This is a genomic window from Lapidilactobacillus gannanensis (assembly GCF_003946675.1).
GTDB lineage: Bacteria > Bacillota > Bacilli > Lactobacillales > Lactobacillaceae > Lapidilactobacillus > Lapidilactobacillus gannanensis.
On the sequence record NZ_RHOT01000001.1, the window covers coordinates 90566 to 112108 of the forward strand.

General features: G+C 41.2%; 16 protein-coding genes. 6 read left to right on the forward strand and 10 right to left on the reverse strand.

The genetic code is table 11. From position 1 onward, the window contains the following. Window positions 1-26: 26 nt before the first annotated feature. Both EKM81_RS00445 and EKM81_RS00450 read left to right on the forward strand, forming a co-directional pair. A complete protein-coding gene (locus EKM81_RS00445) occupies window positions 27-1097 on the forward strand; it encodes an aldose epimerase family protein (protein WP_164509135.1) in 1071 nt (356 codons plus the stop codon). A gap of 556 nt (window positions 1098-1653) precedes the next feature. Then, entirely contained in the window at window positions 1654-3621 is a 1968-nt protein-coding gene (locus tag EKM81_RS00450; RefSeq protein ID WP_125646751.1) for a glycoside hydrolase family 127 protein, read from the forward strand. 977 nt (window positions 3622-4598) lie between these two features. Here the strand turns inward: EKM81_RS00450 and EKM81_RS00455 are convergent. The 10 genes from EKM81_RS00455 to EKM81_RS00500 form a co-directional block, all read right to left on the reverse strand. Next, on the reverse strand, window positions 4599-5261 hold the full coding sequence (locus EKM81_RS00455) for a YczE/YyaS/YitT family protein (protein ID WP_125646754.1): 663 nt from the start codon (window positions 5259-5261) through the stop codon (window positions 4599-4601). A 48-nt stretch (window positions 5262-5309) separates the two neighbouring features. Then, window positions 5310-6818 (reverse strand): xylulokinase, encoded by a 1509-nt coding sequence (gene xylB / locus EKM81_RS00460; protein ID WP_191987254.1) that lies wholly within the window; start codon window positions 6816-6818, stop codon window positions 5310-5312. Between the two features lie 128 nt (window positions 6819-6946). Beyond that, window positions 6947-8287 carry a xylose isomerase gene (xylA, locus tag EKM81_RS00465; RefSeq protein WP_125646760.1) on the reverse strand — a complete coding sequence of 447 codons (1341 nt, stop codon included), beginning with the start codon at window positions 8285-8287 and terminating at the stop codon, window positions 6947-6949. A 506-nt stretch (window positions 8288-8793) separates the two neighbouring features. Beyond that, complete coding sequence (locus EKM81_RS00470) at window positions 8794-9948, reverse strand: ROK family protein (protein WP_125646763.1); 1155 nt, start codon at window positions 9946-9948, stop codon at window positions 8794-8796. A 469-nt stretch (window positions 9949-10417) separates the two neighbouring features. Continuing rightward, on the reverse strand, window positions 10418-11893 hold the full coding sequence (locus EKM81_RS00475) for a glycoside hydrolase family 1 protein (RefSeq protein WP_125646766.1): 1476 nt from the start codon (window positions 11891-11893) through the stop codon (window positions 10418-10420). Window positions 11894-11898: 5 nt separating this feature from the next. Next, a complete protein-coding gene (locus EKM81_RS00480) occupies window positions 11899-12783 on the reverse strand; it encodes an ROK family protein (RefSeq protein WP_125646768.1) in 885 nt (294 codons plus the stop codon). A gap of 35 nt (window positions 12784-12818) precedes the next feature. Then, window positions 12819-13643, reverse strand: a complete 825-nt coding sequence (locus EKM81_RS00485) for an alpha/beta hydrolase (protein ID WP_125646771.1) — start codon at window positions 13641-13643, stop codon at window positions 12819-12821. A gap of 15 nt (window positions 13644-13658) precedes the next feature. Beyond that, on the reverse strand, window positions 13659-15122 hold the full coding sequence (locus EKM81_RS00490) for an alpha-L-fucosidase (protein WP_125646774.1): 1464 nt from the start codon (window positions 15120-15122) through the stop codon (window positions 13659-13661). After that, window positions 15122-15787: an SGNH/GDSL hydrolase family protein gene (locus EKM81_RS00495; protein WP_225420125.1), complete on the reverse strand. Its 666-nt coding sequence runs from the start codon at window positions 15785-15787 to the stop codon at window positions 15122-15124. The genes EKM81_RS00490 and EKM81_RS00495 overlap by 1 nt, the downstream gene beginning before the upstream one ends. 851 nt (window positions 15788-16638) lie before the next feature. Further along, window positions 16639-18792: a glycoside hydrolase family 3 N-terminal domain-containing protein gene (locus EKM81_RS00500; RefSeq protein ID WP_125646779.1), complete on the reverse strand. Its 2154-nt coding sequence runs from the start codon at window positions 18790-18792 to the stop codon at window positions 16639-16641. Between the two features lie 992 nt (window positions 18793-19784). Between EKM81_RS00500 and amaP the strand changes: the two genes are divergently transcribed. From amaP to EKM81_RS00520, 4 genes are read left to right on the forward strand one after another with little or no spacing between them, the layout of a single operon-like run. Next, window positions 19785-20342 carry an alkaline shock response membrane anchor protein AmaP gene (gene amaP / locus EKM81_RS00505; protein ID WP_125646782.1) on the forward strand — a complete coding sequence of 186 codons (558 nt, stop codon included), beginning with the start codon at window positions 19785-19787 and terminating at the stop codon, window positions 20340-20342. Window positions 20343-20354: 12 nt separating this feature from the next. Then, on the forward strand, window positions 20355-20555 hold the full coding sequence (locus EKM81_RS00510; protein ID WP_125646785.1) for a DUF2273 domain-containing protein: 201 nt from the start codon (window positions 20355-20357) through the stop codon (window positions 20553-20555). A gap of 15 nt (window positions 20556-20570) precedes the next feature. Beyond that, on the forward strand, window positions 20571-21158 hold the full coding sequence (locus tag EKM81_RS00515; protein WP_125646789.1) for an Asp23/Gls24 family envelope stress response protein: 588 nt from the start codon (window positions 20571-20573) through the stop codon (window positions 21156-21158). Window positions 21159-21180: 22 nt separating this feature from the next. Next, on the forward strand, window positions 21181-21426 hold the full coding sequence (locus EKM81_RS00520; RefSeq protein ID WP_125646792.1) for a GlsB/YeaQ/YmgE family stress response membrane protein: 246 nt from the start codon (window positions 21181-21183) through the stop codon (window positions 21424-21426). The last annotated feature ends 117 nt before the right edge of the window (window positions 21427-21543 follow it).

A 21543-nucleotide genomic window follows, 5' to 3' on the forward strand; every position in this document is an offset into this window, starting at 1 on the left:
TGAAAGCGTTGACGTTAACTTCAAATATGGCGTATTCTGAAATAGAGTCTTATTTGAAGGGAGTTTTGCAGAATATGCAAGCTAAGCAAACAGTTTTCGATACTCTAAATGGTGAAGATATCAATCAATATTCTCTAACCAATACCAATGGCGTCACTTTATCATGCCTGTCTTATGGTGCCAACTGGTATGAACTCAAAGTTCCAACAACTAATGGCGACCAAAACTTAATTTTGAATTTTCCAAAAATCAATGACTACGTGACGACTAATCCTTATCTGAACATGTCAATTGGCCGGACGGCTGGTCGAATTGGCGCTGGTAAATTTAAAATTGGCGAGCATGAATACAAAGCACCGACCAACGAAAGTGGCAATACTTTGCATGGCGGCATTCATGGTTTTAATGAAATTAATTGGGCTGGTAAAATTGCTGCCAATCAGATCATTTTCACCCACACCGTCACTAGCCAAGCTGATGGTTTCCCTGGAGATCTTGATGTAACCATCACTTACACCCTAACTGATGACAATCGCATCTATCTTGATTACAAAGTAGTTAGTCATGGCGAAACAGTCTTTAACCCAACAAATCATGCTTACTTCAACCTGAACCATGCCGATCAAAATATTAAGAATTTAGAACTATTCCTGCGCAGTAGTCAGCGTTTGGAGTTGGGCGACGCTAAAATTCCAACTGGTAAAACACTGGCAAATACGGAGACACCGTATGATTTCCAAACCACTAAAGCTTTAGGCGCCGCCATCGATGGCCTGCAAGACATTCCTGAAAAAGGATTGGACGATGTTTTCTTAATTGACCAACATGCTGACAATGAGCCGATTGCTATTTTAGCAAACCCGGACGAGAATCTTCGCGTCAAAATTTTCAGCCAGCGAAATGCAATTGTTTGTTTCACTGCCAATGGTTTTGGTGCCGACCAACCTTACATTGATAAAACTGGTCAGCCATATGTTGGTGTTGCCTTGGAATCACAAATCACGCCTAATGCGATTTTCGATCCGGCCTATGGAGATTTAACTTTACACGATGGTGAGACCAAACATTATCAAACCCATTACTTGGTTGAATTTTAATCACTACCAGATTAAAATCTGAATCTCGCTAAAACAGATAAAGAATGTCGAAACAGAATTAGTTTTGACGCCATTCCGTCTGGAATTGATTCTGTGCATCTCACCATTGTTACAGGTTAAGGCAATTTTTGTAAGACTAATCAACTTGATTCAAAATGCAGTAACAACTGAATAGTTGTACCCAAAAAGTCTGCATGACAGTTTCTGAATTCCCAGAAAAAGTGTCATGCAGGCTTTGTTAGTTAGTGCCATCTTTTTTCTGAGAAGTATGCTGAGTTCAGCTACTTTCCACCAATAATTGCTGGGTGATTTTAGTGACATGGAACGCCGTAGTCATCATTTGAATCTTAACTGGGTTTGAATAATTGACAGTCATAGTAAGACTAGCCTTAAATCGCCCAGCAACTACCTTTCAAATTGAGGAAGACTTGGCAAAAATCTACTTCAAAATAAGATAGTCGGTTTTGTCCATCTTTTTCTACAACTATGACAGTTTCTTCGATTAGAGAAAGCCTTTACACTTAGAACAGTTAAGCCAATAAAGGAGCTTGTTGAAATGAAACAACCTAAAATTCAAATTACGGATTCATTTTGGTCGAAATATCGTCAAATTGTTAAAGACGTGATGATTCCTTATCAGTGGTCAGTGATCAATGACGACGTTAAAATCGATATTGAACGAGAAAATGCTAATGCTTTTCGTGCAAGTGAAAAAAGTCATGCGATTCAGAATTTAAAAATTGCTGCCGGCTTGGCCAAAGGTGATTTTTATGGCTTTTGGTTCCAAGATTCTGACGTTTACAAATGGCTGGAAGCAGTCGCTTATGCCCTGCGGTATGCTCCTGATCAGGCACTTCAACAAACCGCTGATGGCGTCGTTGCATTAATTAGCCAAGCGCAAGAAGACGATGGCTATTTAGATACTTTCTTTCAAATTCGCGCGCCACAATTAAAGTTCCAGCATGTTTCCTTTAGCCATGAGCTTTATTGTATGGGTCATTATATTGAAGCTGGGGTGGCTTATTATGAAACTACCAGAAATCAATTAGCCTTGACCATTGCTACTAAAATGGCTGATTGTATTGATGCTCACTTTGGTCCCGCAGCCAATAAAATGCACGGCTATCCTGGCCATCCGGAACTAGAACTGGCACTGGCTAAATTAGCTGACCTGACTAACGAAACTCGTTACAGCAATTTAGCAGCTTACATGATCAATCAACGTGGCACCAAACCTAACTTTTTTGCCGAACAAGCCGCCAATAATGAACCACTACCCGCTGATTTTCCTTTTGGTGAACCAGATGACAACGGTCAAAAGTACTTTCAAAACCATGTCCCGGTTCGCGAACTAAAGGCAGCTGAGGGACATGCCGTGCGGATGACTTATTTGCTGACTGGCATGGCGCACGTGGCACGACAAACTAATGACGCTAGTTTACAAGCGGCTTGTCAACGACTGTGGAAAAACATTGTGGATAAGCAAATGTATTTAACTGGTGGCATCGGTGCAACCGTCGCTGGCGAAGCTTTCACGTTTGACTATGATTTACCTAATGATACGATGTACTGTGAAACTTGTGCTTCTTGTGCCATGGTCTTTTTTGCCAAACAAATGTTGGAGAATAATCCTGACGGTGAATATGCAGACGTGATGGAGCGGGAATTATTCAATGGCACCATTAGTGGCATGGCGCTTGATGGTCAACACTTTTTCTACGTTAACCCTCTAGCCGTTAATCCTGAAGCCAGTGCGCTTGATCCCAACAAATCACACGTTAAGATAACTCGGCCAGCCTGGTTTGGTTGTGCCTGCTGTCCACCAAACTTGGCGCGCCTAATTGCTTCCCTGGATCAATACTTATACACCGTTAAAAGTGACACGATTTACAGCAACCAATTTATCGCCCACCAAGCTAAATTTGGTAACGACATCCAAGTTGAACAAGTGGGGCACTATCCTTGGTCAGGCACCATCAACTACACCATCAAAACCCAAAATGATCCTGAGTTCACCTTTGCCATTCGTGTGCCAAATTGGTCCCAAGCCAGCTACACTGTTAAAATTAACGGTCAACCACAAAAAATCGCTTTGGATCGAGGCTACCTCAAATTTATGGGTCCTTGGTCAGCGAGCACGACAATTGAGCTAGTCTTGGACATGAGCGTCCGCACTACGCAAGCCAACCCGCTGGTCAGCGCTGATTTGGGCAAAGTTGCAATTGAGCGGGGACCGCTAGTTTATTGTTTGGAACAAGCTGATAACGGTGCACATTTACCTGAGCTAAGCCTAGCTGCTGAGGCCACTTTTGAAGTTAAAAATAATCATGATTTAGGTTTACCAATGAAATTAACCACAGTTTCCACAACTGGTGCAAAACTCACGGCAATTGATTCCGAGCAACTTTACCAATCAGCCGCCACTGCAAGAGCAACAATTCCTGCAGAATTAACGTTTATCCCTTACTTTGCTTGGGCTAACCGTCAGCCAGGCGAGATGCAAGTTTGGACACGACAACAATAATCCACAGTATTTAAAAACGGTCGTCACATGTTACCTGTTGATAACTTGGACGACTGTTTTTTTGTCTGTGCAGCATCAAACGGAATTGGTTCTGACGCCATTGCGGGCTGCGGGTTGTGGAATGGTGCCGACATCGATTTTAGTTAACTACAGACCCAAGTTCAAAAGCACTAAAACCTAGTGAAGCTTTTGAAACAGAATTGGTTCTGACTGCATTCCGGGCTGCGGGTTGTGGAACGCGGCCGACATCGATTGATGCCAATTACAAATCCAAGTTCAAAAGCGTTAAAACCTGGTGAAGTTATTAAAACAGAATTGGTTCTGACTGCATTCCGGGCTGCGGGTTGTGGAACGCGGCCGAGATTGATTTGAGCTTATTGCTACGCAACAATATCAAATACAACCCTTTGTCTAACTGCTAAAGCAGTAAGACAAATTTGGCTGCTACTCGCAAGCTCGGGCGCAAATAAAAACCATTGGCTGACAACCCGGTCCCTCCATTCCGTCTGGAGTTAAGTTAGTGACTTTCACTGTTGTTTGTGGTTAAGGCAGTGTTAGTAGGATTGAGCAACTTAATTCATTCAGCAATAATAATTGAATAGTAAGACAAAAATAGCCTGTATGACATCTTTCAATTCCATCTCGAAAGATTGTCACACAGGCTTTGTAGTTCACTGCAATCTGATTTGCTTACATTGGTGCTCAATTCTGTTAGTTTCATCTGGTGGTTGCTGGGCGATTGGCGTCAGGTAAGGGGGTTTCTTTGCGTACGAGCGATTTTGCGAGAAGCAGTGAAATTATTCTTAACGGTTTACCGTTTAGAATAAGGCTTGTATTTAAGATTTTTCGTAGAAAAAGCTTAAATCAATGCCCACGCCGTTCCACGCCCTAAAAATCGCCCAGCAACCACCTTCTCAAATTTGGGGGAGACTTGGCACTATTCCGCCAAAACTAGTTTACATTAAGAAGTCACAGCTCTATTCCACTTCAGTAACCTTAGGCCGGCTGTAATGTTCAATCAGTGGTGAGCCGATTTTTTCATCCCAGAAGACAATAAAGGGACCACAACAAAAGGCAGTGACAATCGTACCAATGCCCACGGGACCACCCACTAGTAAAGCCAATCCTAAGAAACTAATGTCTTGGATCAGCCGGACTGGTCGATAATGCCAGCCAGTGTGATCAACAATCATTGGCGAGATACCATCATAAGGTGAGGTGCCAACTTTGGCTGCCATATAAAATGATGCACCAAAAGTAAATATCAGCGTACCAATAATTAACATCACAATTTCAACTGGTAGTGAGACACTAGTCAGGTGAAACTGATCATGGTACATCGCCGTGAATAAATCAATGAAGAAACCGACACAGACCATGTTAAAAACACTACCAGTACCAATATACTTGCGGCCCCAGATTAACATCGCAATTAAAATGACCGCATTGATGATCAGTTGATAAATGCCCAGACTCATACCCAGCAATTTACCAACACCAATATTTGAAGCGGAGTAGGGATCGACGCCAACACCGGCAACTCGCAAAGTCGCGGCGCCAAAGCCTTGAATCGTCACACCAATTAGTGCGAAGCCACTGCGAATAGCGAGTTCTCGTGGTTGATAACCCAGAATTTTCATACTAAAAATTAAGACCTCTCAATTTGAATAAAGCGTTTACGCTCTGAATTATACTTGATGTGACTCTTCGAAATCTAGTAGCGCACCCGTCATTTTTTTCGTTTGGGGATAAATCTGTTGATAAATCTGATGTAACTGCTGATATTCGGCAACATGTTCTGGATTTGGCTGATAAACCTTTTTGACGGCGATAAATTTCTCTGCACAACCACTAAAGTCTGCAAACCAACCTAAGCCAACGGCGGCAATCATAGCTGCGCCCATGCCAGGTCCTTGCTCACTTTCCAAACGGACAACTTCCTTATTGAAGATATCAGCTTGAATTTGTAACCAGAGCTCACTTTTAGAACCGCCACCGATGGAAACTAATTGCTTAAAGTTCTTACCATTAGCTTCGTAAATGTCTAAAATATCGCGGAACGAGAAAACAATCCCTTCTAGCACGGCGCGGACAAAATCAGCGCGAGTTTGTTTGCCATCAATCCCAATAAAACTACCGCGGATTTTCGCATCAGCATAAGGCGTGCGTTCACCGACAATGTATGGTGCAAACAATAAACCGTGAGCACCAATTGTTGAAGTTGAGGCACTGCCAACGAAATCGTTAAACGATGCTTCTGGGGCAAAGGTCTTCTTAAACCAGCTCAAACTATAACCAGCAGCTAACGTAACCCCCATCGAATAAAATCGACCAGGAACAGCATGATTAAAGAAATGCAATTGACCATGATAGTCAGCTTGCGTATCGGGCTCATAAGCCAAGATAACGCCTGAAGTACCAATGCTGCACATTGCTTGATCAGGCCGTAAAATGCCTGCACCAATGGCACCACAAGCATTATCAGCACCACCACCAAAAACAGCAGTGCTAGTTGCTAAACCACTTTCTTTTGCAAAATCGGCTGAAATCATGCCGACTTGATCAGTTGCTTCAACTAATGGAGGGCAAATTGACATTGGCAGATCAAAAGCATCGCAAACCTCTTGACTCCAAGCCTTCTTCGCAATATCCACCATCACTGTCCCGGCGGCGTCTGATAATTCCATATTCAGTGTGCCAGTCATGCGATAACGAACGTAATCTTTTGGTAAAACAAACGTTGCTGCTTGCTTGAAAATTTCAGGTTCATTTTCTTTGACCCAAAGAATCTTAGGCAAAGTGAACCCTTCGAGTGGTCGATTACGAGTAATTTCTAGGAACTTATCACCCATTTTAGCCATGATTTCTTCAGACTGCTTTGTCGTTCGGGTATCGTTCCAAAGAATTGCTGGACGCAAAACTTTACCTGCAGCATCTAGTAATACTAAACCATGCATTTGACCGGAATAACTGAGCCCTTCAATATCACTGGCCGCAACTTTACTAGTCGCAAATAATTTCTCGATCGCGTCCTTAACACCGCTGACCCAATCTTCGGGATTTTGTTCGCTATAACCTGGTTGTGGTTGTTGTAATGGATAAGCAGCACTAGCCTGAGCGGTCACAGCCCCGGATTGGTCAACTAACAGTACTTTAACTGCGCTAGTACCCAAATCAACGCCAATAACATACTTCATGATTTTCCCTCACTTTTTCCATAAAAAAAGAGCCAGGCAAACACCTGACTGTTAAGTCCGTCTTTGCCACATCTTTGTGTCAAAGCAATGTGATTGCCTTACTCTTTTTCTGGTTTTTTATTTAATGATTAGTGTAATGTTTCAACGATATAATGGTTCAAAGTATCTTTCAATTCTTCGATCCGGCCTGACTTAGTTGCTGCTAATAAAGCAGTTTGTGGCTTGTCAATGATGTAATCATTCAATGACTTGAAGTCTTCCTTGCCAGCTTCGATGTTAGCGCCGATACCTGAATCGTAACTTGCATAACGATCAGTAATGAAGTTTTCAAAGACTTTATCTTCTTTCAACTTCAAAGCTACCTTCAAACCAGCTGAGAAGGTATCCATGCCGACAATATGACCATAGAACATATCATCAACAGTGAATGATGAACGACGTGGTTTAGCATCAAAGTTCAAACCACCACGACCTAAGCCGCCGTTTTCAACAACTTCGTACATTGCCAAAGTAGCTTCGTATAAGTCTGATGGGAATTCATCAATATCCCAGCCAATTAATTTGTCGCCTTGGTTGGCATCCAATGAACCTAACAAACCAGCTTCACGAGCAACTCGGATTTCATGTTGGTAAGTATGACCAGCTAAGTTAGCATGGTTGCCTTCAAGGTTCAACTTGTAAGTGCCATCCAAACCATAAGTCTTCATGAAGTTGATGGTGGTAGCAGCATCAAAATCATATTGGTGCATCATTGGTTCCTTAGGCTTTGGTTCAAGCAATAATTGACCTTCGTAACCAATTTCCTTAGCATAATCTGCAGCCATGTGGAAGAACTTAGCTAAATGCTCTTGTTCACGTTGCATATCAGTATTTAATAATGATTCGTAACCTTCACGGCCACCCCAGAAAACATAGTTTTCAGAGCCGACTTTCTTAGCAATGTCCAAACCTTCTTTGACTTGGCCAGCAGCATAAGCAAAAATGTCAGCGAATGGTGATGAAGCCGCACCAGAAACGAAACGAGGATTAGTGAACATGTTAGCTGTGTTCCAAAGAACTTTCATCCCAGTTTGTTTTTGGTATTCAGCAAACATATCCGTGATTTCGTCTAAGTTCTTGTTTGTTTCCCGTAAAGTCAAACCTTCAGGCGCAACGTCACGATCATGGAAGCAATAGAAATCAACGCCCATTTTTTCATAGAATTCAAATGATGCTTCAACCCGAGCTTTAGCAAGATCCATGCCAGTTAAACCATTCCAAGGACGAACAGCGGTGCCATCGCCGAAGATATCGTTTAATTGTTGACCAAAAGTATGCCAGTAAGCAACTGAGAAACGTAACCAGTCACGCATCTTCTTACCACCGACAACTTCGTCAGCATTGTAATAATGATAGCCTAAGCCAGATGTTAAATCTTTCGTCCCAACAAAAGGAATTTTACCTTCGTTAGGGAAGTATGTTTTAGCCATTATGAAAAGCCTCCAGAACTTTATTTAGTTTGTTTATATAATTAACTTACTTACAAAAATAGTATAGCGCTTTCCTAAAAAATAAACAAGGGTTTTGTAAGCAACAATTTAAAAAAATATCCAGCTTTTTTAGAAGCCAATTTATCATTATAATGGTGCTCAAAAACCTGATGAAGGCGTTGAAACAGACCTGATTCTGACTGCATTCCGGGCTGCGGGTTGTGGAACGCGGCCGGGATTGATTGATGCCAATTACAAATCCAAGTTTAAAAAAGTTAAAGCCTAGTGAAGTTTTTGAAACAGAATTAGTTCTGACTGCATTCCGTGCTGCTTGTCGTGGAACGGTGCGGCCATCGATTTGAGCTTTTCTTCGAAAATCTCAAATCAACGCCCACGCCGTTCCACGCCCTAAAAATCGCCCAGCAACCACCAAGCCAATTGGGGAAGACTTAGTACCTATTCAACACAAAAACCATTCCCGAAATTAATCGGAAATGGTTTCATTTTTATCTAAAGAACAACTGACCACTCTTTAACTCCAAAATATGATGAATGATCATAGAACAACCACCAAGCATCGTGGCATTGCGGACATTATCAACCACGTCCACTTGGGTTTCATCATTAGTTAAATGCGGAATATTCAGCTTGATTTTGGTCAACAGCTCGGGAATTGCCGAAACTAAGCTTGAGTTTAAGGCTACCCGTTTAGGATCAAAGGTGACAATGGTGTTGTAGATAATATTGGCAATATAGAAGCAGAAATCATCAGCAATTAAATGCACCTGAGCATCATTTTGATAATAGAGCTTGGAAATATCGGCTGCTTGAATATCCGGTTGCTTCGTTACTTGGCGAATAGTATCTAAAACGGAATCCTCTGAACAATATTTTTCAATTGTATTTGGTTCGCGATGATTCATAAAGTCTTGATCATAAATAATTTGGTGCCCAATTTCGCCGGCTTCACCGTGCTTACCAGTATAAAGATCATTGTTAATGATGATCCCAGCACCAATCCCTTTATGGATACTGATACAAACAATGTTATCAATGTCATCGCGGCTTTCGAAATCGCGTTCGTAAATAACCGAGAGATTGGCTTCATTCTCAAGTAAAACAGGCACTTCCAGCTTTTCTTCGAGAATTTTGGCAATATCTAACCCTTTAAAATCAATAAATGGCGTGTATAAAACTTGATTGTGGTCGATAATCCCATGAACGGCCACTGAAACGCCTAACAAAGGCACATCAGTTTGCAATCGTTCGGTGTGCACTAAACTTGCCATTAGCTCCAACCGATCTTCAATCGACATATCCTTAGCGGGATAGCGTTCGACGCTGATTACCCGACCATCCATCAAGTTAAACATTCGATCAATATAATCGTACCCTAAATCAAAGTTCACCACATAACCCAACTGAGCGTTGAATTTCAATAAAGTCGGTTTCCGACCACCATTTTTAGTGCTATCACCTTGACCTAATTCAATTAAATAGGCTTGGTCAATTAAACTAGCGACAATATCAGAAACAGTGACCTTATTCAGATTTAAGTTCTTCGAAATTTGACTACGGGAAATCGGGCCATAATTAAAGGCCTGCTGTAAAACCCGTTGTTCATTTAAAACGCGCACTAAATTTTTATTTGATTGCATCATAACGCCTACTCCAGATTATTCTGATTTTTCATTAGCGTCTGCAATCAAGTTAAGCCTTAATCGCGGCTACTCACTGTTTAATCCGCGATTTTTGCTTACTCTAATAAGAGATTATCAAGTCGTTTACTGCTGGTAGGAACCGCCTCTTACTTAGGCTGACTGCTAACTTATCACAGGCAGTACCAACCTTTAAATAATTTATCGTTATTTCCACTCATCAGTTCAGTCAAGTTGATGCAGACTTTTATCTTTAATTTGACAACGAAAACCTCAGCGGACTTGCCACAGAAGCATTTCACGTTATCATCATTATTATTGCTACTCAAAAATAAAGCGTTTAACAATAAGTTACTTGAGTAGCCTAACTAACTACTTTATTCATATTGTCTACTAAAATGCGGCGAGAATCAACTAATTAGTGCAAACGCTATCAAGTTTGTTTAAATTACCCAGAAATAGCGGACTTTTTTTAGTCATGTTTCTCCTGAACATCAGCGCCATTGTCAGCAATCAATTTCTGGTACCAATAATAGCTAGCCTTAGGGATCCGTTTCAGCTCTTTAGGACCGTCGTCATCACGATCAACATAAACAAAACCATAACGTTTGCGATAACCGTTTAACCAGCTGAGTAAATCACTGAAGGACCATGCACAATAGCCAATCATTTCGACGCCGTCAGTGATGGCTTCTTTCATTGTCAACACATGATCTGCCAAATACTTAATCCGATAATCATCATTGACTTGACCGTCGACTAATTGATCAGCAGCACCTAAGCCATTTTCAGTCACGAAAATTGGTAACCGATACTTCTCGTAAACTTGCCGCAAAGCTACCCGGAAACCAATTGGGTCAATTTCCCAGCCCCATTCCGTCTTCTCAAGATATGGACTAGAAACAGAATTAAACATGGGAATTTCAGGTGATTGTGCTTGATCTTCTTTAGGCTGCATTAAGTATGGGTCAGTTGATGAGAAGTCTTTCTTGTCATCAGCAGCCACTTTCTTCTGTAACCGGTTAGTTTGCACGGTGCCACCATGATAGTAGTTGATTCCTAAGAAGTCGGGCTTAGCACTCTTCAATAGTTTCTGATCAGCAGCCGTTACCTCGGGAGCAATCCCCATGGCTTGTAGCCGTTTCATCATAAAGTATGGGTATTCACCACGGCAATAAACATCTAGCCACCAATTATTATTGAAATCATCAGCATTAACTGAGGCCAAAACATCATTAGGATCACCAGTTAATGGATAAACCGGGCCATAACCAAAGCTAGGGCCAATTAAACCCTTTGGTACCATTTCGTGGAACAAATTGATTGCCGTCGCGTTAGCCAAGTTAACAATGTGGTTAGCGGCGTACATTCGCTTAATATCAGTTACTTTAGGTGGATGATTGCCCCAACGATAGCCTAGGCCAGTAAAGACGTTTTGTTCATTGAAAGTAACCCAATATTTCACGTCATCTTTAAAGGTTTCAAACAATACACGGCAATATTTGGCAAAAGCAGCAACGGTCTTCCGTGATTCCCAGCCTAAATATTTGTCTTGTAAAGCTTGCGGTAAATCCCAATGATATAACGTCAAAACTGGTTCAATCTGATTTTCTTTTAATAATTTCACTAAGCGAATATAGAAATCTAACCCCGCCTGATTAACTTCACCTTCGCCGTCAGGAATCACGCGGCTCCATGCAACGGAGAAACGATAAGCTTTCAGGCCCATTTTGGCCATTAACCCAACATCTTCTTCAAGATGGTGATAATGATCAATCGCTACATCCCCGTTGGTTCCTTTATAAGTATTACCTTCAGTATGGGCATAAGTATCCCAAATTGAAGGGCCTTTACCATCTTCGTTATAAGCACCTTCAATTTGGTAAGCCGCTGAAGCAGCACCCCAGAGGAAGTTCTTGGGAAAATCATCTAATTTTTGATAATACATACTATTTATGAAGCCTCCTTAACTGTTTTTGTGGCTAAAGCCAATGCACCAATCAGTCCCGAATCATTATGATGTGCACAAACGACCACATCAGCATGAAAATCTGACCAAGATGGCATCTTTTTCAAAGCAGCTTTGATAAACGGCATGACTAATGGATTTTGGCTAATGCCGCCACCAATTAAAATCCGTTGTGGTGCATTGGTGACCACCAAGTTGAAAATAGCAATGGCTACGTGGACTGCCCAGTTCTCAACAATCGCTTTTGTTTCTGGATTGGCTAAATCAGCCATGATTTGTTCGCCAGAAACTTGGTCAACGGGCAACTTTTTAGCAGTTGCATAACTCTTGACTAGCGCACTAGTCGAAGCTAAATCGTGTAAAGTTGCCACCCCACGTGATGTATAATCAGTCACCATCATGCCGAACTCGTCGGCGCGGAAACCCTCGCCGTGAAGTACCTCGTCGTTGATCACAATGCCGCCACCAACGCCAGTACCTAAAGTAATCACCGCAAAATCATGAACATCTTGGGCATTACCATTTAATTTTTCAGCCAGGGCCGCACACTTAGCATCATTCTCAATCGCAATTGGTACCGGGTGATTTAGTTTAGCTTGTAGAGCCGCTACAATATTTTGCCCGTCCAGTTGACCTAAGGCACCAGCGCGAACGGCCACACCAGTTTCTGTATTAATAAATCCCGGAAAACTAATACCAATGGCCGTCAAATCATCATATTGACTGGCAATTTGGGCCATTTGCGTAAAGAATTTATCCGGCGTCGACGAATCTGTTGGGTATTTGTCCTTGGCTAAAAAATCTGCTTGTTCGTTGAAGAGCGCGTATTTAACAAAAGTACCACCGACATCAAAACATAAAAATTTCATTGCTAGTCACCACCATTTTCTATTCATTGATTAGTTCATTTATTGAAAGAATTGTTGACCCAAGTTGCGAATAAATCTGGCCAAACACTGAGATCTGTTTGAATACCATAACCATTTTCCGCAATGGCAGTTTCAGCAGTGCCTAAACTCAAGCCATGGCCACCTTGTGGGAAGATGTGCATCTCTAAAGGAACATTGGCTTTTTTAAGCGCATCAGCAAACAACAATGAGTTTTCTACAGGCACACAATCATCGGTGTAAGTATGCCACAAGAAGGTTCTTGGTGTGGCAGCGGTCACTTGCTTCTCTAATGAAACACTTTCGCGAATGACTTCATTATTATAATCATCGCCCAGCAAATTCTTGAAAGAATCAACGTGAGCATATTTGCCAGAAGTAATTACCGAGTAGCCTAACATCAAGCCATTGGGTTGAATGTCTTCACGTTTGTAACCATAACCTTGCAATAATTGACCATTCCAAGCAGTCGCTAAGTTAGCGGCTAAATGCCCACCAGCTGAGAAACCAGCTAGAATAATCTTGTCGGGATCCACATGCCATGCCTCAGCATTGTCCCGAATTAATTTCACTGAGCTAGCGATTTCTAATAAAGCAGCTGGGTAACGAACTGGAGCAACATTGTAACGTAAGATGAAGGCTTGGTAGCCCTTGGATAACATCTTGATGGCCACTGGTTCAGCTTCCCGATCAGAGGTCATAGCATAACCACCACCAGGAATAATTAAAATTGCTGGCCGGCGCCGATTAATATCCATTTCTGGAGAGTTATCTAATACATAGCCATAAAATTTAGCATTGTCGGTTAATTTTGTTTTAATTGTTTTCTCGATTAATTGCATGATTGTCGCGATCCTTTACTTTAAATTAATTTTAATACCAACAGGATGATTAGCTGCATCAGGTTTGATGTTCACGACCATGCCCTCTGGTTTAATTTGCCAAGTCGTTTCACCTTGTCCTAATTGTTCAACAGACTTGATCACACCATGGAACGGTGGTTCATTCTTTTCATCAAATTCATGGAAGGCTGTCAGAGTGGCCTGTTTTTGACCTTCTGGATTTAAAACGTAAGCATATACACTGCCATGATTTACGGTATAACGAATATCTTTAACACCATAATGTAAAGCTGACAAATCTTGGAACATACCTTCTTTAATATTGGTTGGTCCTTCGTTGCTAAGCTTCCATGGGGAACTGCCATAAATACCTTCACCATTAACAGCCAACCAATCACCAATTTCTTCAAGCATTTGGCGATCATGATCGGCAATTGAACCATCCGCTTTAGGACCGACATTTAATAGAAGATTCCCGTTCTTGCTAACAACATCAGCTAAAGTAATCAAGATTTCATTAACCGATTTATATTCCAAGGTATTGGTGTAACACCAAGAATTATTAGCGATAGCCGTATCAGTCTGCCAGTAGAACGGCTTAGCTGTCGCAAAACCACCACGTTCGACATCAGTAATCCCGGTGTCAAAAGCCATCCCATCATATTTGAAGCAAATTCCAGTTGGGAAGCCTAACTCGCGGCCCTTGTTATAGTAATAAGCAGCTAACTGCTGGATATATGGTTTGAAAGCATCATGTTGAATCCACCAGTCAAAATACAACATCTCTGGCTGATAGCGGTCAATAATTTCAACCACACGCATTAACCAGTCATCCAAATATTCTGTTGTCGGGTAGGGATCACTGAACAACGCCTGGTTATAAGGCTCAGGCATTGCTGGCCAGTAAAAATCACCCTTCTTCATTGGATCATGAATATCACTCTTAAATTCACGACCATGACTCATAAACCACCAATGTTCAGCCCGATGATTTGAAGTACAGAAGTGTAAGCCGGCGTTTTGGGTAGCTGTTTTTAACTCGCCAATAATATCGCGTTTTGGCCCCATTTCGTAAGCATTATAATGAGAAATCTCGCTACGATACATTTGGAAACCATCATGATGCTCAGCAACTGGGAAATAATACTTTGCCCCAGCACGTTTGAAAATATCAACCCATTCTTGAGGATCAAATTTCTTCGCCGTGAACATTGGAATAAAATCTTTATAACCAAATTTATCTTGAGGGCCATAAGTTTTACGATGATGCTCATACTCAGGATAACCCTGAATATACATATTTCTGGAGTACCATTCATTCCGATATTCAGGAACGGTATAAAGTCCCCAATGCGTAAAAATACCAAACTTAGCTTGTTTGAACCACTTCGGCACTTCAAACTGACTAAGTGATTCCCAATTAGCCTTAAACGGCCCTTGTTCGTTATACTTCTTTATTTCTTCAACAGTAGTAACCATTATTGTCCTCGTTTCCAATCAAAATCAATCGCATTTAACCATGTGTTGGCCATTAACATATGACCTTTATAATCTCCGGGATGAACCCGGTCTTGTGTCAAAATATAACTTGAAGTTGTCTCAAGAAAATGATCGATTGCCTTTTGCGTATCAATATAAAGTAAACCATTTTTGTGAGCCAACTCTTCAGCAACCTGGCGATATTGATCAACCTGAGCTCGCATCGGATTTTGACGATTCGGTTCAAACATTGCCGGACTCATAATCATCATCTGCTTGACTTGAGGCTTAGTTTGATCAATTAAATCTTGGTACTTCTGGCGATACAAGGCCAAGTCAACTAAATCATCACGCTGCTGGAAAACCGCATTATCGAAGTGGCGCCAAACATCGTTGACCCCAATTAAAACCGACACATAATCAGGGTTTAAATCTAAAACATCTTTTTGCCAACGAGCAGATAGCTTCAAAATATCATTACCGTTAACACCCTTGTTGATCACCATAATTCGATATTCAGGATAAAGCGCCGTTAAAGCAGCATTGACCAAGTTGGCATAGCCATTACCTAATGATCCCCAGCCAGCTGGTTCAGCATCATAATCACGGCCACAATCAGTAACTGAATCGCCAATAAAAATTAATTTAGAATTTTTTTCTAACAACAATTTAAACGAACCTTTCTAACCAAATATGATACGCCCAGTACTGTTTTGAAACAGAATTAGTTCTGACGCCATTGCGGGCTTGCTGGTCGTGGAACGCTGCCGGCATCGATTTGAACCAATTGAAACCCACAATTGTTTCAAATACGAGCCTTCTTCTAAGCAATAAATTGCTTAGAAGAATTTGGCGGCTGACAACCACGCCCTCCATTCCGTCTGGAGTTGAGGTGGCGCACTTTACTATTGTCAGTGGTTAAGGCACTTATTGTGGAGTTAATCAACTCTGTAAGACTAATATTGAATTTGAATAGTAAGACCAAAATAGTCTAATTGATAATTGATTTTTAATTCTTTAGCACATGGATTTAGTCAACGCCAGAAAACTTGTCAATAAAACTACTAGTTCACCCCAATCTGTTTTTCCAAATAGTGGCAATGAGTTCTGTTAGTTTATTCCGGTGGTGGCTGGGCGATTGGCGTCAGATGTAAAATTATTGTTGGCGCTTTAGCACTTACAATAAGCCTCGAATTTGAGATTTTCGCAGAAAAGCTCAAATCGACGGCCACGTCGTTCCACGCCCTCTTAATCGCCCAGCCACCACTGACTCCTAATTGGAGAAGTCTTGGCATCATTTTAGTTTTCAGACCAGCAAATTGCTGGGTCTACCGTTATTCAGCTAAGGAGCGACTTAAATCAAGCTAGTGCAAATTAAAAATGCGATTACTTGCTTAACTCTAATTAGAGCAGCAGGTAATCGCATTTTTCGTTGGTAGATTTATATAGCCCATTTAAGCTATCATACCTAATCAGTACGGCTTATTTGGGAGAGATTATTGGCGCCGTCTTATTATTACTCAATCGTAAATGGTACAGTAATCAAGTGGTCAGAATCCAAACCGACCATTAATTGATATTCCCCGGAGTCAACTGCTTGATGGAGATCTTGGTGGACTGATGCTAAATGTTCGCAGGGGATTTCAATCGTAAAGTCAGCTAAACTTTCACCGGCAATTTCGACTTTTTCAAAAGCGACTAAGCTCTTAACTGGTCGGACGGTTTCACCAACTTGTTGATGCGTGTAACACTCGATGACGGTCTTACCACTAATCGTCGATTGATTCTCTAGGTGGACAGTGACTGCCAAGGTGTCGGCTGGCGTTACAGTTGTTTGAGCCAATTCAATCGCCTTGACGCTAATATCAGCGTAACTTAAACCAAAGCCAAAAGGATATAATGGTGCATTGACTTCATCCATATACTTCGACTGATATTTAATATCATCGCGGCCAAAGGGATTAGTGCTGGGACGACCAGTGCGATATTCGTTGTAATAAATTGGGACCTGGCCCACTGAACGAGGGAAGGTCATTGGCAGTTTGCCGCTAGGATTGACTTCACCTAACAAAATACGGCTAAGTGCAGCAGCACCCTTAGAACCTGGGAACCAGGCGAACAAAATTGCGGTCGATAAATCAGCAACCTCAGTTAAGTCTAAGGGACGGCCAGCCACAATCACGCTAATAATTGGCTTATTTAGCTTGGCTAGTTCTCGTAACAAGACTAATTGTTCAGCCGGTAATTGAATGTTGGCCAAACTAGTAGCTTCACCACTTTCATCGGCTGGCAACCCTAAGGCAGCAATAATCACATCTTGCTGCCGCGCAAGAGCCACTGCTTCTTTGAGATCACGCACGCTGCTTGTTCGATAATCACTGCCGGCAGCAAAAGTTAAATTAGGCATGGCAGCTGACAATGCTGTTTTGATGGTTTCTGTTGCAGCTGGATCACCTTGCCAGGACCAACTACCCAAGATGTCGCCACTATCAGCAACTGGGCCGATTAGTGCCGCCCGAGTTTCTGGGACTAATGGTAAAACCGCGCGGTCATTTTTCAGCAAAACAATTGAATCTTCAGCCGCAGCTTGAGCAGCTTGTAAATTCGCGGTCGTTTTAATTTCAGTTGCCTCACGTGTGTCGTCAAGACCGCGGTATGGATCTGTGAACAGGCCTAATTTATCTTTTAATTCCAAAACTCGCCGTGCTGATTCGTCGATTAATTGGGCGGTGGTTGTATCAAGGTCGGCAGCTTTTTCTAGATATTTGGCATAAGCATAGCCCATCATATCAATATCGACGCCCGCCTTTAAGGCTAAATCAGCGGCAGCTTGATGGTCACCAGCAACGCCGTGATTAATTAATTCCGCCACGGCACTCCAGTCAGAAATCAAGACACCATTAAATGCCATTTCTTGGCGCAAAATATCTCGCATCAAGTGTTGGTTAGCTGAAGCTGGCACGCCAAATAAAGTATTGAAGGACGTCATCACCAGCGCTGCCTGAGCATCAACGGCTGCTTGATAAGCTGGTAAATATTGTTCTTTGAACCGCCATTCTGAAACGTCAACTGTGTTGTATTCACGGCCTGCTTCAGCGGCGCCATAGGCTGCAAAATGTTTCACACAAGCAGCCACATGATGATCGTCTAGGCTGTCACCTTGGAAACCTTGAACGCTGGCTGTTGCCATCACTGAATTCAAATATGGATCCTCGCCAGTGGACTCCATTACTCGGCCCCAACGTGGATCACGAACCAAATCAACCATTGGTGCAAAAGTAACATGAATCCCGCCAGCAGCTGATTCTTGTGCCGCCACTTGCGAAGCGATTTTCATTGTTTCTGGATTAAAGCTAGCCCCTAAGGCTAAGGGAATTGGGAAAATCGTTTGATAACCATGAATCACATCCGCCATAAAAATCAGGGGAATTTTCAAACGATTATGTTGCAAGTAATCATACTGAATTTGCTTAACTTTCTTAGCACCCGAAATCCCTAAGACGGTCCCAATCGTATAAACCGATTCTGCTGACATATTCGCCGACTTCATTGGCCCAGTCACAACTGCATCCCCATTGGGAAAAACATCCGCCGTCGTTTGAATCAACTGACCGATTTTTTCGGCAATCGTCATTGCTTGCATTAATTGATCAACTTTTTCTGAACTCACTTAAAAGCCCGCTTTCTATATTTACTCATTCATTTTTTTGATTAAACAATATGGTCAGATCATAATTAATCTGCTTAATCTGTCATAACATTTATGAGTATAGAGCGCTTCCAAACTGAATACAATTTGAACAGCTAGTAATGTTAGAATTGTCCTTATTTGGTTGTAGAAATGACCGTCGGCGCTACAGTACCTACAATAAGCCTTGAATTTTAGATTTCGTAGAAAAGCTCGAATCGACAGTCAGTGCATACCGCGACTAGCAGGCCGCAGTATGGGCGGGGCCAGTCTTGTTTTAACAATTTCACTGTTAAACAACATTTTCTGTGAATGCCATTCGAGGTTACTAGAGAGCAATTTGACAATAATTCTAACTAGATAGAGAAGGTTATTAACTCATTCACCAAATCAATTGAGCACGATTGATCATATTTAGAAACACTATACATAGTTGCTTAAATTAGTTTTAGCTACTCATCATCATAACCATTATAATTAAAAATATTTTTTAATAATTGCTCAATCAATTGTGTAGCAAGGATTATATAGTTATCCATTAAAAATAATCAGGCATAAAAGTTGTCGTTTTTAATTGTTATCATATAATCAAATCATAAGGAGGGTTGATGACAACAGAACCACTTTGCTTGATTTGAATCAATCAGTAATGATTGAAATTCCATCTTAAAAGCAAGCAACACCAGCGTATCAAAAAATGCCTAATCGATTGCAGATTTAGGTGGCAACACGCTGATCAGTTTTAACAGACCAACCGTGCCAAAATAGTCACTGGTAGTGATTCAAAATTCGAGTGGACGAGTTAACCTTTTACTTGAAATAGCGTCGACGCAAGTCTATCTGTTTAAATTAACCGACCACAAGCTGCGAATTATGTTGCCCAGAACCTGTAATTTCAATGCCAGCCAACTTCATAATTACTGTTGGTGAGGCCATTGTACTAATAATAACCGTCATCTAAGGAGGGTTAGTAAATGAACCGGTTTGTAAAAGCACTTTGTATCATTTTAAGTCTACTGCTAGCAATCTTACTACTGATTGTCATGATTTTAGGCGCACCTTATCTTGACTTACAGCCAGCTCATTTTTTCGACAGTTTATTTTTAAACCGTTACTTCTGGCAGTCTTCATTCTGGTTAGCAGCCAGCCTAATGGTTTTACTAATTACTAGCCTTCTAATCGTCCTTTTTTATCCCAAACTACAACAACAATTTATCCTAAAATCATCGGGTGGACAGCTAGTATTAGAAAAAAAGGCGATTGAAGGATTTATCCGTTCTAAATTATCAAGTAATGATTTCGTTGGTCAGCCGAAAATTAAGGTGCGAGCCACTAAGCACAAAATTCGTGTCTTAATCAAAGCACAGTTAAAACGAACTTCATCGTTAATTAATCAAACTGATACTTTTCGTTGGGAGATTCAACAAGAATTACAGCAATTGCTTGGTATTAAAGAAAAAGTCGTTGTTGATGTTAACTTTATCGACTACCAAGATCACAAACAATCAGTTAATAACCCTCGAGTAGTTTAAGGAGGGCCCAAGATGAGAACATTCTGGCAGCGTTTTATGTTTCCAATGATTGGCGGTATCCTCGGTATAATTTTGGCCGTTCTATTTATCTCACTTGGCTTTTTCAAAACCTTGTTAGTCATCATTCTAGCAATTGTTGGCATGATCATCGGTTTTTATTTACAGCAAAGTGATATTTTCCAACAACTATTAAAACACACTGACAATCATTAGGAGGAATGCATTAACATGACAAAAGATAATCAACTAGAAAAAAAACATACTGAAACTACGACGCAATCTAAATCTCAAAAACAGTCAACTACTATGGAACAAATTCAAGGTCATCTCACTTATGATGATAAAGTTGTCCAAAAAATTGTTGGCACCGCAATTGAAAATATTGATGGTCTCTTAGACATTGATGGTGGCTTTTTTGCCAACATTGCTGACAAATTGGTCAACACTGACAATATCACCGCTGGTATTAAAACAGAAGTTGGCGAAAAACAAGTCGCTGTCGATATGGATGTCATCATTGAGTATGGTCGCGATATTCCTGAAATTGCTGATAAAATGAAGCATGTCATCCATGATGAAGTTGCCAAAATGACTCATCTTGAAGTTATCGAAGTTAATATTAACGTTGTGGATATTAAAACAAAAGCAGAGCATGAAGCCGCTACTGAAACTGTTCAAGATAAAGTCACCAACGCGGCTAAATCAACTGGAAAATTTGCTACGAAACAATCAGATAAGGCTAAAGAAGCTGTACAAGATGGTGCCGCTAAATTAAAAGAAACCATCACTGATGATCAGGAAACGCGCGTTCAGTAATTGAACAAAAGGAGGAAAGAACATGAGTTGGATTTGGACTTTAATTGTAGGTGCTATTATTGGTATTATTGCTGGCGCCTTAACTGGTAAAGGTAATCGCATGGGTTGGATCGCAAATATTATTGCCGGGCTCTTAGGATCCACACTTGGCCAAGCCCTTTTTGGCTCATGGGGTCCCTCACTAGCAGGGATGGCCTTAGTGCCTTCAATTTTAGGTGCCATCATCTTAGTCGCCCTAGCCTCATTAATTTTTGGTCGACGGAAGTAAGTTGGTACTATATCAATAAAATAGTGGCAAAAGTTCTAAGTATTGATTACTAAAATTGAATACTAGAATAATTCTTATAAGGCCTGGCTAGAGCATGTAATACCGTACACTCTTAAA